This is a genomic window from Flagellimonas lutimaris (genome assembly GCF_051494225.1).
GTDB classification, from domain to species: Bacteria; Bacteroidota; Bacteroidia; order Flavobacteriales; family Flavobacteriaceae; genus Flagellimonas; species Flagellimonas lutimaris_A.
In genome coordinates this window covers 401,641-425,144 of sequence record NZ_JBNPYE010000002.1, presented here as the reverse complement: position 1 = coordinate 425,144, position 23,504 = coordinate 401,641, and the positions used below count along the sequence as shown (strand labels likewise).

Below are 23,504 nucleotides of genomic sequence, written 5' to 3'. Positions count from 1 at the left end.
GAAGTAGATTAAAAGCTAATGGCCAAATTCAAAAAATAGGTTCTTCCGTAGCTGTACCAATATTTTGGTGCGAAAGATGGGGAACCACTCTGATTATCCCGTTTCAACTGACCGAAATTTCCATTTCTGCTCTGCTCATAGCCGCCTGTGCGGAAAACCGTATCAAAAACATTGTTTACGCTGGCAAAAAAACTGATGTACTTGCCATCTATCAGCCAAGATTTACCACCGACCAGATTGAGCAAGTAGATGTCATCCAGTTTATGTTGCTTTAACAATTTTGCCACATTCTCCTCAGATGCGCCTGGAAAAGGTTCACCTGTTTCGGGGTCCATCAGAAAACTGGACGTTCTGGTAATGGTGGAAAGATTAATGTAATTATTTGTGAGATAATTGGTCGTGCCGCTTATCCACCAATATTTTGGGGCTCTGTAGGAAACGCCAAAAGCCATTGCAGTTTGTGGTCCTTGGGCCAGTTTTAAATCCTTGAGCGTGGCGATACCCAAATCTATGTTTCCTTCGGTAGCGATGAGGTCTTCTTCGGCGCCCGCTGTATCAAAATTGATTTGAACGGATGGGTCGCTCGCATATACATAATGGCCTACATTTCCGGCTGCGGTCAATTTTACACTGGATGATGCTTCGTATTCAAATCCGAACTCGATGCCTTTGTGAAGCCTGTCAAGACCTGTAATCACTTCCTGCACAAAATCGGAGCCGAGTCCTGAATCCACAAAGAAGAAATTGATGTCTGTGGTATGTTGAAACCGTGTGTAAAATGCACTGATACGACCCGTTAAGCTGGGCAAACGGACGAAATAGCTTAAATCCACACTGCTTACTACCTCTTTTTGAAGCTCGGGAACTATTTCGTTGTTTTCCCGTGGATTAATGAATATGTTCTGAATAATGGGTGGCCGCTCCACCATTGCAGCATTGGCCGTGAACCAATGTCTCCCAGTCAAGAAATACGTAAATCCTCCTTTATATGCCAAGTTGGAGAAGGATTCTTTTTCGCCTGTTCCAAAGGAATTTTCCAAATAGCGCTCATTTTTGAAGAATCCATTACGCTGCACATTGAAACTGGAATACGAAGCCGAGACAAATCCATCCCATTTGTTGGAGGTCAATTGTATTTGTGCAAATCCTTCCATCTGCGAGGCATCTAAATTGTAATGGTAATTGAACTTTTCGCCTTCGGTTTTCTGTATTGCTCCATCAACATCGTTCAAGGTGTTGGAGAAAGTGTCCATATCTTCATAATAACTGGCGCCCAATAAATCCAAAATTTCTGCATTGTTCTCGGATGTCGTGGTCTTGTAATTCCCTCCAAATCCCAATTTGATGAAATCGTTCATCACATAATTAAAATTAGTGGCGCCCGAAATGGTCGTGTTCTGGGCTACATCATCATAAAGTAAATAGGCTGCTTTTTCGCCATTGTTGGCATTTGCCGTGTACAATTGCTCCCAATTGAGCTGTGGATTTTCCAAAAATGCTTCTTTTGCCAAGTTTGCATTGATAAAATCCGCTCCAATGGAACTGTTGATGTGGTAACTGGGCAAATAGCGGTAATAGGTCGGGTCGGGATTCGGCGCATTGTAATACCCTAGTCGACTCCTTGTATTGATTCCCGTTTGATAGGCAAGACCTACATTTAAATTGAATTTCTTTTTTTCCAGCGAATAATTGAACAGAAACAAGGGTTCAAAAATCTCTCGCTCTCTGGAGTTACGAATTTTACCATCTTGCTCGCCCCAATACGGATTGTATTGACCACCCATCAAATCAAAAACCTCCTCGGTCAAAGCAGAAGAACGTCCCCGTCGGTTTCGCGCCAATATCGCAGTAAAAGTGATGCTATTTTGTGGATTGAATTGATACTCTACGGCTCCAAAAAAGGAGTAGGCATCGTACAAGGTGCCTTCCACATAACCTTCTTTGGCCCATCGGCGCGAAGCGGATACGGAATAGGCCAGCCCGCTTGGTTTTTCTCCTGAATTGTAAGTGGCCATCAGCCTGTTTCGATAGGTACGGTTGGACATTGATGAGGACAAGCGCAATCCAGGACGAAAATGGGAAGGGCGGGTATTGATATTGGTGTTGCCCAATAGTCCACCAAAGGTGTTTGGGTTCAAGGTTAGGCTGTTGGTATATTCTTGGTTACGAACCACATCATTGAGTCCGCCCCAATTGTTCCATTGCGGCCTGCCATCAAAAAATTTGTTCATCGGAACGCCATTCATCAGCACTTGTCCATTTCGTGAATCGTAACCTCGGACCTTGAAAAAGGCCTGGCCAAAATCAAAAGCGGCACGGTTCAGAAATATGTCCCTAGTGGATTGCAACAATCCCATCGAGCTGGAAATGGATTCAAAATCATCCGACAAATCCCCATCTGTGAGTGAAATTAAATTATCGGTTTGTTCGTGGACGATATCCCTTTCCAGATAAATTATTCCTAAATCAATCGGATTTCCTTCCACATACACCGAAAACCGCTTCGAAATAAAATCCAATGCGGAAATACGGAGCATTTGCTCTCCCGTTTGAGATACGTTAATTTCAAATTTTCCACTGGTGGTCGTAAATTCTTGGGAGGTGCTTTCAAGGGTAATTGTTGCATTGGAAATGGGCGTATCCGAACCCTTTTCCAACAATTGCCCTGTAATTAGAGTACTTTGTTGTCCACACAGCGATTTACAACAACAAAGCACGGCCACTGATATGGCTAGCCTCATAACTTATTGTAGGTTAATTAATAAAAAAGGGGTTGTAATTGCTGTACAAACTGCGAAAAAACGGACAATTGTACTTATTTTAGCTGCAAAATCAAAATAAAATGCGATTATTAATATGCCTACTTGTATTAATATCGACCTCACTTTATGGACAAAAGTCCAAGACATACACCTTAAGAACAATTGCTTTTTACAACTGTGAAAACTTGTTCGACACGGTAAACGATTCACTCACTTTTGATGATGACCGCACTCCCGAGGGACGCTATCATTGGACACAGGAGCGTTACCTTCAAAAGGTTGAAAACCTATCCAAGGTCATCTCTAAAATTGGAGAAGACACCTCTAAAACCTCGCCGGATATCGTGGGGTTGTGCGAGGTGGAAAATCTGGATGTGCTTGAAGATTTAGTGCAACACCACAATTTAAGGGAAAAGGATTATGGTATCATTCATTTTGATTCCCCGGATGCGCGCGGAATTGATGTGGCACTACTTTATAAAAAGGCAGCGTTTATCCCATCGTCGTTTAAAAGTCATCGGCTATTATTGTTTGATGAAATGAGCGAAAGGAAATACACCCGTGATCAATTGGTGGTTGGCGGCACTATGGATCGTGAAAACATCTATTTTATCGTGAACCATTGGCCCTCCCGAAGGGGCGGGTCCGCAAAGAGTTCGCCATTACGGGTAAGAGCGGCTTTGCTGAACAAACGTATCATAGATTCCATTCAGGAATTGGATTTGGATGCGAAAATCATAGCTATGGGCGATTTAAATGACGACCCAATCGATGACAGCTTGAAAAAAATCCTGAAAACCAAGGGTAAAAAACGTCAGTTGGATAGTGTGAGCCTGTACAACCCCATGGAAGCGATGTTTAAAAAAGGCGTGGGTTCGTTGGCCTACCGGGACAAATGGAACCTATTCGACCAGATGTTTATGACTTCCAATTTGGTAACCAAAGACAGAACAACTCTTTCCTTCTGGAAAGCGGGCATTTTTGCACCCGCATTTATCCGAACCGACAAAGGACGGTTTAAAGGCTATCCGTTACGCACCTACTCGGGCGGCAGTTATACGGCCGGGTATAGCGACCACTTTCCGGCGTATTTATTTTTGCTGAAGGAGGTGGAGTGATGGATTCCCAACTGAATGTCACATCGAGCGCAGTCGAGATGTTTTCCCTACCTTTCGACTGCGCTCAAGGTGACAAAACATTTAATATCTTTAACTCATGACTGTACGACTTCCCAAAGACGAGGACAAGCATATATCTGGCACCGATGATATTGCCCGTATTATGCAAAAGGTTTTGTGGCGACAAAACAGACTCCACAGGCAAAAAGAATATTTTTGGACCATTGGGCTCAACGCCACCAATGACATTGAATATATTGAACTGGTGACGATTGGCACGAGCAACAGAAATATTGTTACGCCAGTACAAGTTTTAAGTTTGGCCGCAGCCAAGCAATGTCATAAGATTGTCCTTTGCCATAACCATCCTTCAGGTAAATTAGAGCCAAGTGAGGCGGACATAGCATTTACGGAACGTATGGAAAAAGCTGCTGCCATTTTGGAAATAGAACTACTGGACCACATTATAATCACAGAGGTAAACTACGTGACCATTTAAGGGTTGTTGAAATAACTTGGTTGAGATTCCCGCCTTCGTGGGAAGACATTACATTGCTTTTATGCAAACCACTGTCCCCAAGGAATACGGCTTAAAATCAATAACAATCCAAGGCCATAAAAAATGGAGATGGTCTTGAATTTTTTATCGCTTTCCATGAACTTTTTGTGACGCGACCACCCAATGGTTATCAAAACCAAGGCTATGATATTGATAAATGGATGCTCTACCGCCAATAAACGTGCAGGAGCATTTAATCCGCCCATTCCCAAGGTTTGAATCGCCTTAAGTCCGTTCGCTGATGTAAAGAACAATAGCAGACCCACCAAAAGCTGAATATGGCTTAGTATAAGTGCAAATAGACTTACACGTAGGTCCTTTTGCATGGTAAAATCCTTTTTGCCCAACCAGCCGGCTATGGCATTGACTACGGCAATTACTAAAACGGCCAAAACCACGTAGGCCAAATATGAGTGTAGGTTCTTGATGATTTCCATTAGGTATAGTTTGTGTGCTTAAAAGTACGGAATTTTGAACATAAAAAAAGCCCCTCGCAGAAGCGAAGGGCTTTTGATTTTATAAAAAGGCCTGATTAGAAATCGTAACGTAATGTTACGTTCCATGTTCTACCCCATCCAAAATAACCTTGATTGGAGACATTGATTCCTTTATAGGTCTCATCACCGGCTTCAACAAAATTAGTTGTTGTTAAACGAGAAATATAGATGTGATTCAATACATTGTTCACGTTAGCTCTAATTTTCAACTGCTTTGTTTTATTTACCCCCAATGGCACGCTAAAAGTTGCTCCAGCATCCATTAAGCTATATGCAGGCAATTTCAAATTTTCCTTTACAGCTCCAACATCAGAATAAAGGTCTCCATAATATCTCCAATCAGAATCAATAGAAAACTTGTCGTTGATTCTGTAGTAGAATCCAAGTCCACCGGAAGTTTGAGCAGCCCCACCAACTTTTCCTCCGTCAAAATCATTAGTTTCAGTACTGATTACATTTCTTTCCTCATCGGTAACTTGAGTAACAGCATTGCCCTGGTATTTCCAATCTCCGATGGATGCGAAACCATTTATGGAAAGTCCTGAAACCGGTCTGAATTTAAAGTCTACTTCCACACCTGTGTGCAATTGTTCTGTACCAAAGTTTGTTTCAAACGTAACCACGTCGTCCACCACGTCAGAGCTTGTTACAACCCTATCTTTCCAAGAAGTTCTGTACAAGTTCAAGTTAGCAGAGAACATGGAACTAGAAAAACCATATCCTGCTTCCAGACCAAGAATCTTCTCATTTTCGGTCAATGGATTCACTTGGTTGGTAAAGTTCAAGTAAATGTTGTCGTGATATGGCTGACGGCTATAGTACCCAGCATTTGCATAAAAACTATGTTGAGATGTTGGGGCGTAACTAAACCCTGCTTTTGCATTGTAACCAAAATTATTCACTTTTTCAGAATCCGTACCCGGCTCGATACCAGCTGGCAATGGCTCACCTGTCCATTGAGAAGAAGTTCCATCGATCAAAGCTTGGTCCGCATATTGATATGGATCAAATCTTTGGTGGTACTGATTTGAGAGAGAACCTTGGAAGAAGGTAGAGAATGTATCTGTAGCATACTCCAATTGAGTGAAAAATCCACCGTAAGAGATACGTTCGTCGTTGCTATAGGCAATCTTTTGGTCCTCTGGGTAAGAATTGAAGGCAGCTGCCCAACCAGATGGCCTGAAGGATTCAGTAGCAATTACTTGTTTGTATGTACCGTAAGTACCGTAAGGCTCATGGTTGTTGTTCTGGTCGACCAAACGAATGTTTTCTTGCCAAGAATCTAGACCATGAAAATCAGAAACCACCCTGAAGTGTTTACCGTAGTAGGTCCTTAAATCGAAACCAACATTCCAAGTCAAATTATCACTAAGTTGTTTTTCAAAGTTTGAAATCAAACCGTACCAATTGTGCAAGTTCATGGATGCTCTTGTCACATAACCTCCACCTGCTGCAAAATACCCTCCCGCACCATCTGGTACGCTTTGGTTGAATGCATAAATAGCGTCATAATCTATACGTCCTTCGTCCGTTCTAATCCTATTACCTCGGTTACCTGTTCCACCACCGTTACCCCAAGAAGCGTAAAGTACAGTAGAAAGGTTAGCAGTTTCACTAATATTCCAGTCCCAGTTAAGGTTAGCAACCGGTTTGTGGTAAAAGTTTCTTCTTTCAGTCAAATATTGACCGTTGTAGGTTCCCCAGTTGTTGTTGTACCTTCTACCATACTCCAAGTAATCAGCAATTGGTTTAGTAAAGTTTTGATCATGGAACTGAGGAGCACCGGTAATCAAAAAGTTGAAGTTATGTGAATCGTTAGGTCTATATCCTACAGAGATGAAATAGGTTTGTCCTTCTCCAAAGTTACCTTCGTTGTAACCATCACCTTGCCAGTGAGAAAGCATAACGCTCATACCCCATCCTTTGTCAGAAATACCAGTATTGTACCCAGCAGATGTTTTTATATAATTGTTGTTGGCAACGGTTGCATAACCAAAACCACCTTCGTTCATTTCTGTGGCTTTCGTTACAAAGTTAACCGTACCACCTACAGAGGAAATGGCTAATTTTGAGGAACCTAGACCCCTTTGAATTTGAATACCCGAAGCAATATCATTGATACCGGACCAGTTTGACCAATACATCTTCCCATCTTCCATGCCGTTGATTGGCTGACCGTTCAAAAGGAAGGCAGTGTTATCCTGATCAAATCCCCTTACTCTCATGTTGGTATCACCAAAACCACCTGCTTGACCTGAAACGTAAACAGAAGGCGTGTTAACCAATGTCATGGTAACATCTTGAGTACCTATCTTCTCTTGAATCGTTTTAATCGGCACAGAAGAAACAGCGATTGGTGTCTGTCTGTCCGTTGCAAGGTCAATAATACCGGTACCTATTACCACAACCTCACCAAGTTCTTCGGCATCTGGTAACAAAGAAATGCTTCCTAAATTACCTGCAGAGGAAAAAGGAATTGATTTGGAAACAAATCCAATATAGGAAACAATCAAAGTACCTGAGCTTTGGTTTACTTCCAACGTAAAGTTTCCATCAAAATCGGTTGATGTTCCTGTCCTGGTTCCTTTAACCATTACAGTTGCCCCTGGTAGTGGCCCGCCGTTATCTCCATCGACAACCGTACCAGTAAGAGTTCCTTGTGAAAATGCCATCGCGGAAACAAAAATAGCCGCAATAGCCAAGTAGATTCTTTTCATTTAATCAGTGTTTAAGTGTTTAATTAGCCCTGCAAAAGTGATTTATTTTTGACACTCTGCGATTAAGCCAAAGTTAAAATCATGCAAATATAGTTAACACTAAATTAACAAAACAAGTTATCTGAAAAACAATTGCTTAGAGTTTTTGGACGGATTTAAAAAGATGATAATTTACCCCTTAAAAAAATGCAAAAGGTTTAATGTGGAGCTGTCGTGTTTGCTGATTGTTGAATTCTCGATGTCAGCCAAAATATTTTTGGCCAATTGTTTCCCTAATTCCACACCCCACTGGTCATAGCTAAAGATGTTCCAAACCACGCCTTGTACAAATATCTTATGCTCATAAAGTGCAATGAGTGCGCCTAGGCTTTTTGGTGTCAGTTCTTCGATTAATATGGTATTGGTAGGTTTGTTTCCTGCAAATATTTTAAACGGAAGCAATTTTTGAAGTTCCTCTCCTGAAAGCCCTTGTGATTCCAGCTCTAGCTTTACCTCATCTGCAGTTTTACCATTCATTAAGGCCTCGGTCTGCGCAAAGAAATTGGCCATCAACTTATTATGATGATCCACATCTCCATGAAGGGATTTCTTGTAACCAATAAAATCCGTTGGAATCAATTTTGTTCCCTGATGTATCAACTGAAAAAAGGCGTGCTGCGAATTGGTACCTGGCTCTCCCCAAATTATGGTTCCAGTTTCATAGCCTACTTTACTGCCAGACCGATCCATACTTTTTCCATTGCTCTCCATGATACCTTGCTGCAAGTACGCGGAAAAACGGTGCAAGTATTGTGTATAAGGGATAATGGCTTCGGTCTCTGCCCCATAAAAATTATTGTACCAAACACTGATCAATGCCAACATCACCGGTATGTTCTCCTCAAAAGGAGTTTCCTTGAAGTGGATATCCATTTCGTTGGCTCCTTCCAAAAGTGATTCGAAGTTTTCGTAGCCCACTGATAGGGCAATAGACAAGCCAACGGCGCTCCAAAGTGAGAACCTTCCACCGACCCAGTCCCACATAGGGAACACATTATCTTCGGCAATACCAAATTCCTCAATTTTTTCAAGGTTAGTGGACACCGCAACAAAATGGGCAGCTACATCTTTTTCGGATGCACTTTGCAAGAACCACTTTTTAATGGTCAAAGCATTGCTCAAAGTTTCTTGAGTAGTGAACGATTTTGAAACAATCACGAACAATGTGGTCTCCGGATTGAGTTCTTTTAACACTTCGTGGACCAAATCACCATCCACATTGCTTACAAAATGGGTTTTTAAGTCATTCTGATAAAATTTGAGTGCTTCGGTCACCATTACAGGTCCAAGATCCGACCCGCCGATTCCAATATTAACTATGTCGGTAAAGGCTTTGCCTGTATGCCCTTTTCGTTCTCCAGAAATAACGGCTTTCGAAAAGGATTTTATTTTTTCCTTTACTTCAAAAACCTCATCAACAATGTTAACCCCATCTACAAAAATCTCATCGCCTTTTTGGGCGCGGAGAGCAGTATGGAGTACGGCCCTACCTTCGGTTTGGTTGATGAGTTCTCCACCAAAATAACTTTTTATCGCATCTTTTAGTCCCACCTCATCGGCCAGTTCCAAAAGCAACTTCAGGGTTTTATCTGTAAGCCTATTCTTTGAATAGTCCACCAAAAAATCGTTCCAAAGTATAGAAAACTTTTTTCCACGATCTTCTTCTTTAGAAAACAATTCCCTTAAATGTACATCTTTGGTTTCTTGGTAATGTTTTTGGAGTTTTTTCCAGGCTTCTGTTGTGGTAGGGTTGATTGTGGGTAGCGCCATTACTGGGTGTATGATATTAAGGTTTCTTCGGATTCTACTGGGGTTGGGTAAACGAATTCGATACAATCCAATTGATCTTGTAAAGGTTGAATGTATGCCAAGTAGTCTGCACGCAATGAATCTGCTATAGGTTCTGCAGCAGGGAGTTCCTCTTTAAATGGGTCCACCTGTCTTCCATTCTTCCAAAAACGGTAACAAACGTGTGGTCCTCCCGTATTGCCCGTCATCCCGATCCAACCAATTACATCGCCTTGTCGCACGAAATCACCTCGTTTTACATTTTGGGCCTTCATGTGCAGGTATTGCGTACTATAGGTTCCGTTGTGCTTAATCTTAACGTACTTACCATTTCCTCCTCTTCGAGTCGATTCGGTAACAGTTCCGTCTGCCGTAGCTACAATAGGCGTTCCAATAGGTGCTGCAAAATCGGTTCCCTTATGAGGTCTTACCTTATTACCGTAGTAGGCAATCCTCCTTCTTAAGTTATAACGAGAAGACAATCGATACTGGAATTTAACCGGTGCACGTAAAAAGGTACTGCGTAAGTTATTGGCATCTTGATCAAAATACTCCAATATATTCTGGGTAGCATCGGAAATATATGGAAAGGCGTAAATGGTTTTTCCTTTATGCTCAAAATAAGCTGCTTTTACAGAGCCAATCCCTGCATAAATGCTATCATTGATATAACGCTCCTCAAAAACGACCTTGAATTTGTCTCCTTTGTCCAATCGTCCGAAATCGATGGTCCATGCATAAATATCTGAAAGTGCAAAAGTAAGATTATAATCTACTCCCAAAGTATCAATGGACATGGATAAACTATGATCGATAACTCCACCTATCTCACGCTCCACCAATTTTATTTTTTTCTTGCTCTTGTAGGCTTTTGTAGAATCGCGAAGATCTACAACGGTGTAATTAATTTTGTCGTTCTGATAAATAAAAACCTCAGCTACTTCAGAAGTGTCTTTGGATTTTAATATCACATAGGGTTTTCCTACCTGAATTTTTCGAACATCAAAAGTATCTCGATAATTTTCTGAAATGGCAGCGATTTTAGGGTAATCCACTTTGTTCTTGAGCATGAGCTCGCCAAAACTATCTCCCCTGCGAACCGTATCGTGAACCACATGAAATTCATCTAGATTAAATCCATACTGCAGCTCCGGAAGTTTTTCAATTGTTTCCGCCTTCGCTATTTCATTGACCGGTTCCTTCGCTTGCTTGCAAGACACCAGCACTGCCAGCGTCAAAATTGCCCCAATAATTTTCCGCATCGTTCTTCTATTCCTTGTTTATTTTTTGTCGGGATTAAAAACATGATCTACCCATTGCTTACCCCATGTATCCAACTCTTCTTTGGTATGCAAAGTTGGGAAAAAAATTATTTTCTGGAAACTTGGTGGTAAATACTCCTTCCAATTGGTACCTCCAGTTGCTTCCACATCCTTGCCTTCCCTTGCCAAATATCTGTGTGCCGATCCCATGTGCATCAACGGCCAATTTACATTGGCATTCAAATCTAACTCTTTTAACGCTAAAATCAGCTCTTCATTGTTTCTGGATGCATCGGGAAGTTGAAGATATTTTTGATATATGGTACTGTTCTTCACTTGGTTGGCTATTCGTAAAAGTCTTGGTGTGTACCTTACTTCAAACTGTTTAAGAGTCAATGTCTTTTCACCAGTCGCCATGTCGGTCGCCCCTTTTTTCCAATAAACATGCTCAAAAAGCTCTTCTATGCTGTTTTCTGATGAAAATGATTCCCTTTCGGAGGAGTGAATCATATTTTCTAAAGGAGTAGCGTAAAATTCTATCATCCTATATTGTACTGATTGGAATCCGCTTGCGGGGAGCAATGCCATTCGATACCTAAGGAATTGTTCCCTCTCCATCCCTTTTATCATAATGCTAAAAGAAGATATTAGCGCCTGGAAATAACTATTGACCCGCCTAACTTTTTCTATAAAAAATTGAACGTCTTGAGACTTGTCCTCTACAATCTGTTTCTGTTCATGAAGGATCAGTTTAAAGTGCAGCTCTGTGATTTGATGGTACATAATGAAGATTTCCTCATCAGGAAAATGCGTCCGTGGTACCTGAAGGCTGAGTAGGGTATCCAAGTGTATATAATCCCAATATGTGAGATATCTTTGATAAAGAAGTCCATCCAAATAAGAACTAAGGTCTTGACCTGAGTTCTTGTACTTTTCCTCTAGTTTATTGATTTGGGAAGCGATTTTTGCATCCTTATCCATTAAAGCCAAACTATTTCATTAATATTTTAAATTGGTTCTTTAGTCCATTATAACCATCCAAATCTGCTTTTAAAGATCCCACGGCCAAATCTGCCTTGATTCGGATAGGGATTTTGTTCCAATCGTTCGAAACCCAAAGCGTGAGACTCTCTTTTTCTTTAAAAACACGACCGGACTGAACCAACGGCCTAAATTTAAGACATTCCACCTTTCCATACTTTGTCCGGAGGATTTCTTTTCCCAAATATTTCAACTGGAACCTAAAAACCCCATCATCATCAAAAAGCATGTCCAAATCGATAGAATCTCCTACTTCAAACTCTTCATGGTTATAGTTGCTCCGCAAAAAATAGGAGGCGGAAATAAGATCTTGAATTTGATCATGAATTTGGAAGTCTTGTTTTGTTCCATTCTTATTATCTATTAAAACGGCTTTGTCCCTTTCATAATTAAATTCAATTTCCAAATCCTTGGTATAGCCACCTTCATTAATTTTTCGGACAAACTTGTAGGGTTTACCATGTTTTTGGCCAAAATAACTTTCGTAGGTGTCATCCACCTTAAAAAACATACTGGCAAAACCCGTGGTTTTTCCTTTTCCTACAACATGATAAACAGGAACATTGTTCAATGTTTCTGAAGTTAAATGCATTGTAGCATAGCTTGCATTCAGGAATCCATAATGGATTCTGAATTTCAGCCATTCCCCTGGTTTAAAGGCTGGGCGTGAACTTTGACCCATAACCGGCATTGCCAAAAGAAGCAATAGTATGGGTGTTATTATCTTTTTCATTTGCAATTTTATTGGTATAAAATTAGTAAAATCACCTTAGGGGTCACGCTGTTCACTTATACTTAAACAAAACTTATTCCAAAATAGTATAAACAAAAAAAAGCCCAGTCTTGAGACTGGGCTTTTCCTAAATAACCAACCAAACTTTAAATTATGAAAAACCAATACTTAAAGTTATAAGGGAACCACCCCTTATGTGGGTCAAAGATAAGTCAAGGTTTTGAAGGAAAAAGTGTTTTTAACGGACTTTAACTAAACCCCTAGTAAATTGATTGGTTTTGCCATTTTTTTTGACAAATTATTAAGATAATTGGGTGTTTTGATATGGGGATAACATCAAAACCAATACCCAACACTAACGAAAAAATTACCGTCATTTATCTCTGGCGACCAAGAATAGTATAATTGGATAGGCCCCAAGAAAGATTCAAAACCATAGCCTAATCCATAACCTGAAAAACTTGGCTCTTCAAACCAGTCTCCTGTACGAAAAAGGTCATCGGCAACATTGGCATAGTTGACCGAAAAAAGTGCATGATGCTTTGGAGCAAAGCGATAATCCAATCGCCCGGACCCCTTTACATAACTATTGCCGGGAATACTAAGAAAATCATATCCAAAAAAGGGCACAAAATTATTTACGAAGTTATTTCCAAAACCTCCCAGAATAAAATCAAAGGAAGCTACCGGGGATGTTCCCAACTTTACACCTCCTTCTGTTTCTAGGTTTAGACTTAAATTGTGAAATAAGGAAAATACACCTCCCAGTTTGGCCTTTGCAACGGCAAATTCGGAGAAGTTTTCGTTATAGTCCGATGAAAAAGCATAAAAATGAATGTCCCCGTCAAACAGTAGTCCCTTTGTAGGAAAATATTTTTCGTCATAGGTGTCCAATTTGATTTGAGAAAAAGCACTAAAATAATTGGAATTATCAAAAGTGGTTCTTTGGTTTGAGGCAGAAGCCACAATTTCAGCATCTACATCTATTTGATTCAGTGTCCTTGTGCTATAGTTTAAAAATTTATGCTCCGCTCCCACAGTGAAGGCAAACTCTTCTTGGAGGACGGTTTGTAGGTAAACTTGATTGGTAAGATCTGTTACATCTACATTGATTGTTTGAATATTAGGGTCGTTCGGTACATTAAAATTGCCCCTTATCAGTGAAAAATCGGTTTCCGCATCAAAATTTGTTAATTTGGAATTGACCCCAAAACTCCAATAATAGCCTTTGTCCAAGTAATACTGCATGTTATACCTAATATGGTCTCCCAAAATAAAATCAAAAGACGCCACATCATCTTTCAATAAAAAATTCTTCTTGGTTAAGTTTATAAGGGCGGCACTTTTATATAAATCATCATAGTGGGCAGACATTTTAATGAACATTTTGGTTGGGTTTTCTTTGAGCTTCAAAATCAAATCCGTACCCAGCCCGTTGGATACAAGATCATATCTTATCGCCTTAAAGTTTCCTGTGGCAGAAAGATTGTTTATGCCTTGCCTTAAATCCTCGAAGGAAATCTTTTCCGCTAAGTTGAACCTTAATTTACCTTTTATATAACCTCTTGTATATCTATCGTTCCCTTCAATGATCATCCTATTAACGGTTAAACTGTCCATCATCTGGATGTTCTTGCTTTGTTTTGGAGTTCTGTTTTGATCCAGGGCTATTTGTTTCAACTCATCAATTTTGTCCCTGGCAGATACTTCACCGCTCTTTACAATTTGGTTTCCTTTTTCAAAGTCGATAACGGAAAACTCATCAATATCAGGCCGGATATAAATATCTGTTTTCTTGGACTTTTCCTTCATATCGTTTACCGTGCGATAATTATTGATCTGAAGAAGAATTTCTGTAGCGGAAGAGAGCGATTCTCTAGTTGCCAGATCATGTTGCACATCGACCCCAATAATGATATCCGCACCCATAGCCTTTACGTGATTGATCGGATAGTTGTTCACAACGCCCCCATCAATTAAAATTTGGCCATCTATTTCTGCAGGCTCAAATAAAGATGGGAATGTTCCACTGGCCACTATAGCTTCAGAAAGGTATCCCTTGTCCAATAGGATTTCTTCCCCAGTTTCCACATTGGTGGCTACACACAAAAATGGTGTGGGCAATTTTCTAAAATCCTGTACATCTTTCACATGAAAAAGTAACTGCACCAAAAGATTATAGATGTTTTGCCCTCCAGAAATTGCCTGAGGAAAGGATATTTTAAAATTTTCAAAGGGTAGCGAAAGTGCATACCGTTCTGAATCTTCTTTCTCGTAAAATGTTTTTGCACTTCTTGGAACATTATCCTGAATCAAGGTGGCGAAATTGGTGCTCCTAAAAATGGAGTCCAATTGCTGGGCGGAATAACCTGATGCATACAGTGCACCTATTATAGCCCCCATACTTGTTCCTCCGATGTAATCAACTTTAACTCCCGCCTCCTCAATAACTTTTAGTGCGCCAATGTGAGCCAAACCTTTGGCCCCACCTCCACTTAAAACAAGACCCACTTTGGGTGGTTTGTTTTCTGAAGTGTTTTGGGCCATACCTACAAAACCAAGTAAGGCTAACAGAATTGTAAAGATGGTAGCTTGTTTTCTCATTGCTTACTTATGAAAGGTTTTATAAATTTTTTTTGCCTTGGACGCTCCAACAGATGCTGTCAAATTTTCCAGGGATGCCTCCTTGATTCGTTTTACGGATTTAAAGCTCTTTAACAACTGTTGGGCCGTTTTTTCGCCAACTCCTTCAATATTAACCAATTCTGAACTAATGGCACCCTTACTTCTTTTGTTCCTATGATGAGTGATGCCAAACCGGTGTGCTTCGTTCCGGAGCTGTTGGATTATTTTTAGGGATTCCGATCTTTTGTCCAAATAAAGTGGCACAGGGTCGTCCGGAAAATAGATTTCCTCCAAGCGCTTCGCTATACCAATAATGGCGATTTTTCCACGAAGCCCCAAAACTTCCAGACTTTTTAACGCGGAGGATAATTGACCCTTCCCTCCATCAATTACAATAAGTTGTGGCAAAGGTTCTTCTTCGTTGAGCAACCTTTTATATCTTCTAAAGACCACTTCTTCCATACTGGCAAAATCATCCGGGCCCTCAACTGTTTTTATATTGAAATGACGATAGTCCTTTTTTGAAGGTTTCCCGTCCTTAAAAACAACACATGCGGCTACAGGATTGCTACCTTGAATGTTGGAATTATCGAAACACTCGATATGCCTTGGCTCCTCCGAAAGTCGCAAATCCGATTTCATTTGCCCCATTATCCTCTTGACATGTCTGTCTGGGTCTGTTATTTTGATTTGCTTCAATCTATCTTGTCTGTAAAATTTGGCATTGCGTTCCGAGAGGTCCAAGATTCTACGTTTATCCCCCAACTTGGGGAGGGTTATCTTTAAATCATTATCCACCGCGACCGGAAAAGGCAAATACACCTCATTGGATTTTGAATTAAATCGTTGTCTTAACTCCGTTATACCCAATTGTAACAATTCTTCGTCGGTTTCATCCAGCTTTTTCTTTATTTCCAGCGTATGCGACCGAATTATGGCCCCGTGGGAAATCTGTAAAAAATTGACATAGGCATGTGTCTCATCAGAAATTATGGTGAATACATCTACATTGTTGATTTTTGGGTTCACCACCGTAGATTTTACCTGATAATTCTCAAGAACATCGATTTTACCTTTGATGCGCTGTGCTTTTTCAAACTCCATTTTTTCCGCAAAATCTTTCATTTGCTGCTTAAAGGTCTGTATGGAGCTTTTTAGGTTACCTTTTATGATTTGCCTAATATCTTCAATCTGGTCATGATATTCCTTCTCGGTTTGAAACCCCTCGCAAGGCCCCAAACAATTACCCAAATGATAATCGAGGCATACTTTATACTTTCCAGCTTCTATTTTTTCTTTGGAAAGGTCAAAATTGCATGTGCGCAGTGGATACAGACTTTTGATTAAATCCAAAAGGGTCCTTACTGTTTTCATGCTTGTGTAAGGGCCAAAATATTCTGACCCGTCCTTAATGAGTTTTCGTGTGGAGAAGACTCTGGGAAAACGTTCATTCTTGATACAAATCCATGGATAGGATTTATCATCCTTGAGCAAAACATTGTATCTGGGCAGCAGTTTTTTTATAAGATTGTTCTCCAACAAAAGGGCATCCGACTCCGTGGGCACCACAATATGCTTAATGGAATGAATCTTTTTAACCAATACCCGAGTTTTGCCATATTCCTGTTTTTTATTGAAGTAAGAGGAAACCCTTTTTTTAAGGTTTTTGGCCTTTCCAACGTAAAGAATTTTATCATCGGAATCATAAAATTGATAAACCCCAGGATTGTTCGGGAGGGAACTTAACTGTACTTTTAAAGAAACCGGCTCGGACATATTAGCTCTAAAAAATGAACTGTTTAGACTTTATAACAAAGTTATATTTTAATTATGGGGATTCTTGTTAAACTTTATCAATTCCCATTTACATTATTATTTATCTTTTTTAATGCAATAAATCTTCTGGGTATACACAAAATCAGAATTTTAGAAGAAAAAGCCATATAAGTCAAAACTGGGGCTTTTCCGTAAAAAAACTATGGAAAAACTACTGTTTACTAGATAAGGTTCGGTCTAAATTGTTAAACAGTTACTAAAAATGATGCATTTCATCGATTAAACGTGCAGTTCATGGTGATTTTTCAAAATGTTTTACTTACATTTAACCATATAATTACAAACCTATGGAAAACTATATTATTGTTTTGGGAATGTACTTGATTTTGATGCTTTTCTTCAAAATCTTTTTCTCCGTAGCAACCAAAGGAGAGTAGTAATCCAAAGCCCCAAAACAAACCCAAAATCTTCAACAGTTAAATGTTGAAACGTGAACTAAGAAAAAAGTACAAAAATCTGAGAACGGGTATTACTCCATCTCAAGCTTCGGACTTTAGTTTAATCTTAGCAAACAGTTTACTCGAAATCCCTATCTGGGATTTTTTTTATTACCATACATTTTTAAGCATTGAGGAAAAGAACGAAGTGGACACTATACCACTAATCACCTTATTGCAGGGGAGGGATAAAAACGTTGTAGTTCCCAAAGTTGTAAGTAACCATTCCATGGAAAACTATTTACTCACCGACAATACTGCTTTTAAGAAAAGTGAATGGGGTGTTCCTGAACCTTTGGATGGAATTGAAATACCTGAAACCAAAATCGATGTAGTTTTTGTACCTCTATTGGCTTTTGATAGTAAAGGCAACCGTGTTGGGTACGGCAAAGGATTCTACGATACCTTTTTACACAAATGTCGAAAAGAAACTGTAAAAATCGGTTTATCCTTTTTTGATGCAGAAAGTGATCTAATCAGCGATGTACATGAAAATGATGTGAAGTTGGATTATTGTGTTACCCCAGAAAAGATCTATACATTTTGATCAGTAACCTCTTCTTTCTTTTCCGAACTTTTTGGAAATGCTTTCTTATTGAACACAATCAAAATACCTACCCCTGTACTGATGGCAGTATCGGCAATATTAAAAACAGGTTCAAAAAAGCGAAAACGTTTTCCACCAACAGATGGAACCCAATCCGGCCATGTGGTATCTATCAAAGGAAAATACAGCATATCTACCACCTTGCCGTGAAATAGGCTTCCGTATGCTTCATCGGCAAATAAGGTAGCGACTTGTCCGTTACTGTGGTCAAAAATAATTCCATAGAAAACTGAGTCTATAATATTCCCCACAGCCCCAGCGAATATTAAAGAAACTGCCAATATCAATGTCCGTGGTGATTGCTTTCTTATAATATCCCACAACCAATATCCAATTCCAAAAACGGCAAAAATTCGGAATATGGTCAAAATCAATTTTCCGACAGGTTCCGAAATTGGCAATAAATCGCTAAGTTTTGTTCCCCAAGCAGCACCCTCATTTTCGATAAAAAGAATTTTGAACCAACTGGCCACCACATGGGCCTCACCCAGGATAAAACTGGTTTTGATATAGATTTTACTTATCTGGTCCACCAGTAGGATCAGTATAATGATAATAAGGGACTTTTTTAAATTCATGCTTTTACTAAAAGGATTGCAAAAATATAGATATTATTTTGTTTTAGAGAGAAAGATATCCCCTTCTATTGTCTTCAGAACAAATTGGTTGTAACCAAAGGGAATTGTTTCCCTTTCCACTTTTCCATAAGTACTCTCAGCAGAAATATCCCCACTTGGAGTTGTCAGTAAAATATCCCCATTTTGAGTTGTTACCTCAACGGATTCCGAAACATTCTCCAAAGTGCAGCGTCCATCGGACAAGGTAACATTTAAATCCTCAAATTTTCCCGTGGCATACAGGTTGGTGTTGGTCCCAAATACATCTACGTATTTGTACTCGGGCACACTTATTTCCAAAGCAATGGAAACAACTTTGTGCGCGCTGAGTTTATCGTTAGGGTTTATAAAAAGAGGTTGGAAATCTGCTCTTATCATAGCGGTAGTACCGCTTTGCTCAATAGAAATCAATAAATCTTTGGCATATTCTCCTTCCATACTGGCAGAGATTTCAACCTCATTGGAAGATGCGGTCTTCAAATCAATTCTGTAGCAATATTGGGCATCAATTTGAATGGTTTCTGTTCGCGGATCAATAAAGGCCTTCCTTATTAATTTTTGCGCGTGAAGATTCACGAGCGTAAAAAAGACCACAAAAAACAATAACGCCCTCATAACTAAAAACGCCCGAAGGCGTTTCGATTATTTCTGCATGTTCTTCGCCTCGATGCTCAATGTAGCATGGGGCACAAGCTTTAAACGCTCTTTGTTGATAAGCTTTCCGGTTACTCTGCAGACACCGTAAGTTTTGTTCTCTATTCTCAACAAGGCGTTTTTAAGGTCGCGTATAAACTTCTCCTGTCGGATGGCCAACTGTGTGTTCGCCTCTTTGCTCATAGTCTCGGAACCTTCTTCGAATGCTTTGAACGTTGGTGAGGTATCGTCCGTACCGTTATTCCCATCGTTCATATAAGAGCTCTTCAAAAGGTCCAAATGTTTTTTGGCCTTCTCTATTTTTTCCTCTATTAGAGCCCTGAATTCTGCAAGGTCCGCATCGGAGTATCTTACTGTTGAATCTTCTGCCATTTTCTTAATGTTTTTGAATAAACAATTTTGTGTTCACCTCATCAAAGGCTATTGCAACACCTTCTTCAAGTTTCTCTTCAAAGTTTAGCTCAGCGGTCAACGTTTCCGTTTTGATGTAATCCTCATTACTGGAAACAGCATTTTCCACTAGGCCATCCTTCAATATTTTAATGTCAATTTTATCTGTTACTTCAAATCCTGATTCCTTTCTAAGGTTCTGAATTCGGTTTACCAGTTCTCTTGCGATACCTTCTTTTCTTAAAGTCTCATCTATGGTCACATCCAAAGCTACAGTTAAGGAACCAGAACTTGCAACCAACCAACCTTCGATATCTTGGGAACTTATCTCTACATCGGTTAACTGTAAATTAACGGTTTTATTTTCCAACTGTAGTAATAATTCTCCTTCGTGTTCAATTTTTTGAATATCCTCTTGACCCAATTTTGATACCTCAGCAGCGATTGCTTTCATATCCTTACCAAATTTTGGGCCTAAAACCTTAAAGTTGGGCTTTATTTGCTTTACAAGAACTCCAGAAGCATCGTCCAACATCTCAATTTCCTTCACATTTACCTCAGACTTTACCAAATTGGAAACAGCTTCGATATCACTTCGTTGTTCATCATCCAATACTGGAATCATAATTTTTTGAAGCGGTTGACGCACCTTTATTTTTTCCTTCTGACGGATGGAAAGCACCAAAGATGAAATCTTTTGGGCCAACTGCATCTTGCGCTCCAGGTCTTTGTTCACCATATTGGCATCAAAAACAGGGAATTCAGCCAAATGCACGCTTTCGAATCCATCCTTTTCCGTTGTAGCATCCAAATCCCGGTACAACTGGTCCATAAAGAATGGGGCAATCGGTGCGGATAATTTGGCTACGGTAGCCAAGCAGGTGTAAAGAGTCTGATACGCAGAAATTTTATCTTGTTGGTAATCCCCTTTCCAGAAACGCCTCCTGCTCAAACGAACATACCAGTTGCTCAAGTTTTCCTGAACATAATCGGAAATCATTCGTGCTGCACGAGTGGCTTCGTAATCTCCGTAGGCTTCATCCACATTCTTGATCAAAGTATGCAACTCGGACAAAATCCATTGGTCTATCTCTGGTCTATCCTTCAACGGAATATCTGCCTCGGAATAATCAAATTCATCAATATTGGCATAAAGTGCCATAAAGGAATAGGTGTTGTACAACGTTCCGAAGAACTTTCGCTTTACCTCAACAATTCCTTCAATATCAAACTTAAGGTTATCCCAAGGGTTGGCATTGGAAATCATGTACCAACGTGTAGCATCGGGTCCATGCTCTGGCAAAACCTCGAAGGGGTCTACTGCGTTGCCCAATCGTTTGGACATTTTTTTGCCTTCCTTATCCAAAACAAGTCCGTTCGAGACTACATTTTTATAAGCAATACTATCAAAAACCATAGTGGCGATAGCATGGAGGGTATAGAACCAACCACGGGTCTGATCCACACCTTCGGCTATAAAGTTGGCCGGGAATGCAACACCATCATCAATCAGCTCTTTGTTCTCGAAAGGATAGTGCCATTGCGCGTAAGGCATGGAACCACTATCGAACCAAACGTCGATAAGGTCTGCTTCGCGTTTCATCGGCTGCCCTGATGGGGAAACCAAAGTAATGCCATCCACTATATTTTTATGTAAATCGATTTTGTCGTAGTTCGACTCGCTCATGTCGCCCACCACAAAGTCATCAAAAACGTCCTTCTCCAATACGCCGGCCTCAACAGCCTTGGCCATTTCGGATTTTAATTCTTCCACGGAACCGATCATCAATTCCTCTTTACCATCTTCGGTCCGCCAAATAGGCAATGGAATACCCCAATATCTTGACCTAGATAAGTTCCAATCGTTAGCATTGGCCAACCAATTGCCAAAACGTCCCTCACCAGTGGATTTTGGTTTCCAGTTAATGGTCTGGTTCAGCTCGAACATACGATCCTTAACATCGGTCACCTTGATGAACCAAGAGTTCAAAGGATAATACAGAATAGGTTTGTCCGTACGCCAACAGTTAGGGTAGCTGTGCAAATATTTTTCGACCTTAAAGGCCTTGTTCTCTATTTTTAGTTTGATGGCAATCTCTACATCGATTGACTTTTCGGGTGCTTCACCCTCATCGTAATATTCAATCTTTACATACTTGCCACCAAACTCTTTCATTTCCGGTCTAAACTTCCCCTGAAGGTCGACCAAAGGTACTGGATTATCGTTTTCATCCAGAACCAACATTGGAGGCACCTCCGGAGTGGCCTGTTTTGCTACCAAGGCATCGTCCGCACCAAAGGTGGGTGCTGTATGCACGATTCCCGTACCGTCTTCGGTAGTCACAAAATCACCTGAAATGACTCGAAAAGCGTTCTCCGGATTTTGGTAGGGCTGCACATAATCAATCAGCTGCTCGTATTGAATACCGACCAAATCCTTGCCCACAAAAGTTTCTCCCACCAAAAATGGAATCTTTTTATCGCCTTCTTTAAATGATTTTAGCTCTTCCTCTGTCTCAACTTTGGAGAACTTCCCGGAAAAATTGTAACTGACCAAGTTTTTGGCCACCACTACATTTATAGGCTCAAATGTGTATTGATTGAATGATTTTACAAGTACATACTCAATTTTTGGTCCAACGGTCAAAGCCGTGTTCGATGGAAGTGTCCAAGGTGTGGTCGTCCATGCCAAAAAGTAAATGTCACCATCAGTTTTCTTCAAAAATTCTGGGAGGGAATCCGTTTTAGCCTTGAACTGTGCCGTAACCGTGGTATCAGTTACATCTTGATAGGTCCCTGGCTGATTCAACTCATGGGAGCTTAATCCAGTACCCGCTTTTGGCGAGTAAGGTTGAATGGTGTAGCCCTTGTATATAAGTCCTTTGTCGTAAATCTGTTTAAGTAGCCACCAAACGGATTCCATGTACTTGGGCTTGTAGGTGATGTATGGGTCGTCCATATCCACCCAATACCCAACTTTCTCGGTCATTTCGTTCCAAACGTCCGTGTAGCGCATTACCGCTTTTTTACAGGCTGCATTGTATTCCTCAACCGATATTTTCTTTCCGATATCCTCTTTGGTGATGCCAAGTTCCTTTTCCACGCCAATCTCAACAGGCAGGCCATGGGTATCCCATCCAGCCTTTCTTTTTACCTGAAAACCTTTCATGGTTTTGTACCGTGGAAATATATCCTTGATCGTACGTGCCATTACATGGTGAATCCCCGGCATTCCGTTTGCAGATGGAGGGCCTTCATAAAATACATAGCTCTCCTTGCCTTCCCTTGAGGAAACGCTCTTTTCAAAAATCTGCTTGTCCTTCCAAAAGTCAAGAATTTCTTCAGACACTTTTGGTAAATCCAATCCCTTATATTCCGCAAACTTCATATACTTCTTCTTCTACTAGAATTCCAAGTTTGCAAAATTATAAATTTAGATGGAATTATACCCTTCCTTTTGATATTAGAATTCACATAATTCCCTTAACCTAAATATGATAAGCAGCCTATCACCTGTTTACATTAATTTCCCTATCTTACTTCATTATTAACACTTAACCATTTTAACTATGAAAAGAGTACTGATTGCCGCAATGGTATTGACTTTGTCCATGACCGTTATGACATCTTGCAGGGATACCAAAGACAAGACCGAAGAAGCCACTGAAGAAGCTGCCAAAAGCTTGGAAGAAGCGGGTGAAGATTTAGAAGAGGCTGCAGAAAATGCCGCCGAAGCTATGGAAAAAGCTGGCGAAGACATGAAAGAAGCCGCTAAAAAAGCTATAGATAGCATATAGTCCTAGAACTAGGTCATAGCAAAAT

The 23,504-nt window shown here is 40.2% G+C and carries 17 protein-coding genes; 4 read left to right on the top strand and 13 right to left on the bottom strand.

Annotated features, from left to right (window positions below; genetic code table 11):
- Positions 1-8 precede the first annotated feature (8 nt).
- Positions 9-2,741, bottom strand: coding sequence for a carboxypeptidase-like regulatory domain-containing protein (locus ACQQ5U_RS07105; RefSeq protein WP_437396302.1), 2,733 nt, complete (start codon positions 2,739-2,741; stop codon positions 9-11).
- A 101-nt stretch (positions 2,742-2,842) separates the two neighbouring features.
- Between ACQQ5U_RS07105 and ACQQ5U_RS07100 the strand changes: the two genes are divergently transcribed.
- Positions 2,843-3,880, top strand: a complete 1,038-nt coding sequence (locus tag ACQQ5U_RS07100) for an endonuclease/exonuclease/phosphatase family protein (protein WP_437396300.1) — start codon at positions 2,843-2,845, stop codon at positions 3,878-3,880.
- Positions 3,881-3,977: 97 nt separating this feature from the next.
- Positions 3,978-4,379: a JAB domain-containing protein gene (locus ACQQ5U_RS07095; protein WP_437396298.1), complete on the top strand. Its 402-nt coding sequence runs from the start codon at positions 3,978-3,980 to the stop codon at positions 4,377-4,379.
- A gap of 59 nt (positions 4,380-4,438) precedes the next feature.
- Here the strand turns inward: ACQQ5U_RS07095 and ACQQ5U_RS07090 are convergent, their stop codons facing one another.
- The 8 genes from ACQQ5U_RS07090 to uvrC form a co-directional block, all read right to left on the bottom strand.
- A complete protein-coding gene (locus tag ACQQ5U_RS07090) occupies positions 4,439-4,876 on the bottom strand; it encodes a hypothetical protein (RefSeq protein WP_437396296.1) in 438 nt (145 codons plus the stop codon).
- A gap of 95 nt (positions 4,877-4,971) precedes the next feature.
- Positions 4,972-7,653 (bottom strand): TonB-dependent receptor, encoded by a 2,682-nt coding sequence (locus ACQQ5U_RS07085; protein WP_437396295.1) that lies wholly within the window; start codon positions 7,651-7,653, stop codon positions 4,972-4,974.
- 171 nt (positions 7,654-7,824) lie between these two features.
- Positions 7,825-9,462 carry a glucose-6-phosphate isomerase gene (gene pgi / locus ACQQ5U_RS07080; RefSeq protein WP_437396293.1) on the bottom strand — a complete coding sequence of 546 codons (1,638 nt, stop codon included), beginning with the start codon at positions 9,460-9,462 and terminating at the stop codon, positions 7,825-7,827.
- Positions 9,462-10,742 carry a peptidoglycan DD-metalloendopeptidase family protein gene (locus ACQQ5U_RS07075; protein WP_437396292.1) on the bottom strand — a complete coding sequence of 427 codons (1,281 nt, stop codon included), beginning with the start codon at positions 10,740-10,742 and terminating at the stop codon, positions 9,462-9,464. The genes pgi and ACQQ5U_RS07075 overlap by 1 nt, the downstream gene beginning before the upstream one ends.
- An 18-nt stretch (positions 10,743-10,760) precedes the next feature.
- A complete protein-coding gene (locus tag ACQQ5U_RS07070; protein ID WP_437396290.1) occupies positions 10,761-11,723 on the bottom strand; it encodes a tryptophan 2,3-dioxygenase family protein in 963 nt (320 codons plus the stop codon).
- Between the two features lie 10 nt (positions 11,724-11,733).
- The gene (locus ACQQ5U_RS07065; protein ID WP_437396288.1) at positions 11,734-12,516 is read right to left on the bottom strand and encodes a DUF3108 domain-containing protein; all 783 of its coding nucleotides are present in this window, start codon (positions 12,514-12,516) and stop codon (positions 11,734-11,736) included.
- Positions 12,517-12,852: 336 nt separating this feature from the next.
- Positions 12,853-15,120, bottom strand: a complete 2,268-nt coding sequence (locus tag ACQQ5U_RS07060) for a patatin-like phospholipase family protein (RefSeq protein WP_437396287.1) — start codon at positions 15,118-15,120, stop codon at positions 12,853-12,855.
- Positions 15,121-15,123: 3 nt separating this feature from the next.
- Entirely contained in the window at positions 15,124-16,917 is a 1,794-nt protein-coding gene (gene uvrC / locus ACQQ5U_RS07055) for an excinuclease ABC subunit UvrC (RefSeq protein WP_437396285.1), read from the bottom strand.
- A gap of 480 nt (positions 16,918-17,397) precedes the next feature.
- Here uvrC and ACQQ5U_RS07050 point away from each other — a divergent pair, with 480 nt between their 5' ends.
- On the top strand, positions 17,398-17,961 hold the full coding sequence (locus tag ACQQ5U_RS07050) for a 5-formyltetrahydrofolate cyclo-ligase (RefSeq protein WP_437396283.1): 564 nt from the start codon (positions 17,398-17,400) through the stop codon (positions 17,959-17,961).
- On the opposite strand, the gene ACQQ5U_RS07045 is transcribed toward ACQQ5U_RS07050, so the two are convergent.
- Genes ACQQ5U_RS07045 through ileS form a run of 4 tightly spaced genes read right to left on the bottom strand, consistent with a single transcriptional unit; the run spans position 17,949 to position 23,070 of the window.
- Positions 17,949-18,599, bottom strand: a complete 651-nt coding sequence (locus ACQQ5U_RS07045; RefSeq protein WP_437396281.1) for a lipoprotein signal peptidase — start codon at positions 18,597-18,599, stop codon at positions 17,949-17,951. The two genes, ACQQ5U_RS07050 and ACQQ5U_RS07045, sit on opposite strands and share 13 nt — an antisense overlap.
- 33 nt (positions 18,600-18,632) lie before the next feature.
- Positions 18,633-19,253 (bottom strand): hypothetical protein, encoded by a 621-nt coding sequence (locus ACQQ5U_RS07040; RefSeq protein WP_437396280.1) that lies wholly within the window; start codon positions 19,251-19,253, stop codon positions 18,633-18,635.
- A 27-nt stretch (positions 19,254-19,280) separates the two neighbouring features.
- Positions 19,281-19,664: a TraR/DksA family transcriptional regulator gene (locus ACQQ5U_RS07035; RefSeq protein WP_437396278.1), complete on the bottom strand. Its 384-nt coding sequence runs from the start codon at positions 19,662-19,664 to the stop codon at positions 19,281-19,283.
- 4 nt (positions 19,665-19,668) lie between these two features.
- Positions 19,669-23,070 carry an isoleucine--tRNA ligase gene (gene ileS / locus ACQQ5U_RS07030; protein ID WP_437396277.1) on the bottom strand — a complete coding sequence of 1,134 codons (3,402 nt, stop codon included), beginning with the start codon at positions 23,068-23,070 and terminating at the stop codon, positions 19,669-19,671.
- 181 nt (positions 23,071-23,251) lie between these two features.
- Between ileS and ACQQ5U_RS07025 the strand changes: the two genes are divergently transcribed.
- The gene (locus ACQQ5U_RS07025) at positions 23,252-23,479 is read left to right on the top strand and encodes a hypothetical protein (protein ID WP_437396275.1); all 228 of its coding nucleotides are present in this window, start codon (positions 23,252-23,254) and stop codon (positions 23,477-23,479) included.
- Positions 23,480-23,504 lie beyond the last annotated feature (25 nt).